At 45.1% G+C, this 2,504-nt stretch carries 2 protein-coding genes; both read left to right on the top strand.

Translation table 11 applies throughout. The features are described 5' to 3' along the window. The coding region (locus LC574_RS35370) for an alpha-D-glucose phosphate-specific phosphoglucomutase (RefSeq protein WP_229458288.1) at window positions 1–1,539 on the top strand (1,539 nt) is incomplete at its 5' end. Window positions 1,540–2,102: 563 nt separating this feature from the next. Continuing rightward, window positions 2,103–2,504 (top strand): CHAT domain-containing protein (locus tag LC574_RS35365; protein ID WP_229458287.1); only part of this gene is annotated, 402 nt, incomplete at its 3' end.

Below are 2,504 nucleotides of genomic sequence, written 5' to 3'. Positions count from 1 at the left end.
TACCTGGAAAATTTTATCCAATCCATCTTCGATTCTGTAGGCGACTTGCACCTTCAAACCCTAGTCCTGGGTGGTGATGGTCGTTATTACAATCGCCAAGCCATTCAAATCATTTTGAAAATGGCTGCGGCCAATGGCATTGGGCGAATTAAAGTTGGTCAACGGGGGATTTTGTCTACTCCTGCGACTTCTGCTATTATTCGCAAGTACCAGGCTATTGGTGGCATCATCTTGTCTGCTAGCCATAATCCGGGCGGGCCAAATGGTGACTTTGGTGTGAAATATAACATTAGCAACGGTGGCCCAGCCCCGGAAAAGGTGACTTTAGCTATCTACGATCGCAGTAAAGTCATTGATAGCTACCAAATTCTGGAAGCACCAGATGTAGATTTAGAAACTTTGGGTGAATCACATTTAGGAGAGACGGTAGTTGAGGTGATTGACTCCGTACATGATTATCAAGAGTTAATGGAGTCCCTGTTTGATTTTGAACGGATTCACCAACTGTTGACCAGAGGAAATTTTCAGTTCAGCATTGATGCCTTACATGCAGTGGCTGGCCCTTATGCCCATGCCATTTTTGAGCAACGTTTGGGCGCACCAGTGGGAACTGTGCGTAATGGTACACCCCTAGAAGACTTTGGCGGCGGACACCCTGACCCAAATCTGGTTTATGCCCATGAGTTGGTGGATATTTTATACGCAGAGGATGCGCCAGATTTTGGGGCAGCTTTTGATGGAGATGGCGATCGCAATATGATCTTAGGGCGTAAGTTCTTTGTCACCCCTAGCGATAGCCTCGCAGTGTTAGCCGCAAACGCCAAGCTAGTCCCTGGTTATAGTGCGGGTTTAGCCGGGGTAGCGCGATCAATGCCTACTAGCCAAGCAGTAGATCGAGTTGCTGCTCAGATTGGGATTGAATCTTATGAAACACCCACTGGCTGGAAGTTTTTCGGCAATCTCTTAGACGCGGGTAAAGCTACTCTGTGCGGTGAAGAAAGTTTTGGTACCAGCTCTAACCATATCCGCGAAAAAGATGGACTATGGGCTGTGCTGTTTTGGCTGAATATCCTAGCAGTCCGGCAACAATCTGTTGAGCAGATTGTCCGGGAACACTGGCATACTTATGGACGCAATTATTACTCTCGCCATGATTATGAAGAGATACAGACAGGGCCTGCTAACACTTTAATAGAAAGACTGCGTTCTTTATTGCCAAACCTTAAAGGCAAGCAATTCGGTAACTATCAAGTTGAATACAGTGATGACTTTAGTTATACTGACCCTATTGATGGTAGCGTTAGCGATCAACAGGGTGTTCGCATTGGCTTTACCGACGGCTCCCGCATTGTGGTGCGACTTTCTGGGACGGGTACTCAAGGTGCAACCCTAAGGGTTTATCTAGAAAGCTACGAGCCAGATCCCAGCAAACATGACCTTGATCCACAGCTTGCACTTGCTTCTTTAATCACTATTGCCCAGGAAATAGCTCAGATCCGCGAACTGACAGGACGGGAACAGCCAACTGTAATCACTTAGTACTTTGCTTGCGCTAGTTTTGAGGTTTGTAGTATGCACAAAGCGTCCTTATTTTCTAAGCACGCTTTGTGCTTATTACGAACTTGCTTACCATTGCCATTGGGAAATCTAGTTCCCTCCCCAATACATCGGGGAGGGTTAGGGAGGGGTAAAACTTACGTTTAAACCCAGATGAGTAAACTATTTCAGACTTGTGTACACCACCGTAGCCCCGCTCTTAGGGGAGACAAAGCGCAGCTTTGGCTCTTTGAGGTGCTTCGGACTCTCAAGCAGGTTCAGTAACGCTCAAAGCTGGAGGTAGCATCAACGCAAGAGACATAAACTCTTCTGCTATTGATCCTAATGGTGCTACAGGTGGTTTAGTAGAATTAACTGCAACCAGAAGTAGTATTACAACAGGGTAAATTAACACTTTTGCTTTTATTGATCCATTCGGAGATGCCGCTGAGTTTAATGCAGTAAGTGGTGCTGTTACCCTGCAATCTGGAGGTGACGTTACTTTTAACACAATTAATAGTGAAGCCCAAAATTTAGGCGAAAATACAGAGAATGCCCAGAAGGGTTTGCGATCGCTGCCATTTGCAACTCTTCACGACGGTAAACAATTTTTAGTGGAGAACTACAGCGTTGGTCTTGCACTAGCTCTAGAGTTGGTTGATACTCGCTACGTCGATATTAGAAATTCCCAAGTTCTGGCAATGGGAGCATCTAAATTCCAAGAACTAAAACCTTTACCTGCCGTACCAGAAGAGTTGTCGATTGTAGCACGGGATATCTGGAAAGGTAAATTCTTCCTCAATCAAAACTTTACCCTAAATAATCTCCGATCAATACGCAAGTCTCAGCCGTTTGGCATTATTCACTTAGCAACACATGGAGAGTTTAAGGGTGGAGAAGCAGATAATTCCTTTATTCAACTGTGGGATAGCAAGCTGAAGTTTAAGCAAATGAATGAATTAAATAAC

Origin of the sequence: Nostoc sp. CHAB 5715 (genome assembly GCF_020829685.1) — a bacterium.
Taxonomy (GTDB): Bacteria; Cyanobacteriota; Cyanobacteriia; order Cyanobacteriales; family Nostocaceae; genus Nostoc.
Note: the sequence above shows the minus strand (reverse complement) of the source record. Positions and strands in the feature narration are given on the sequence as shown.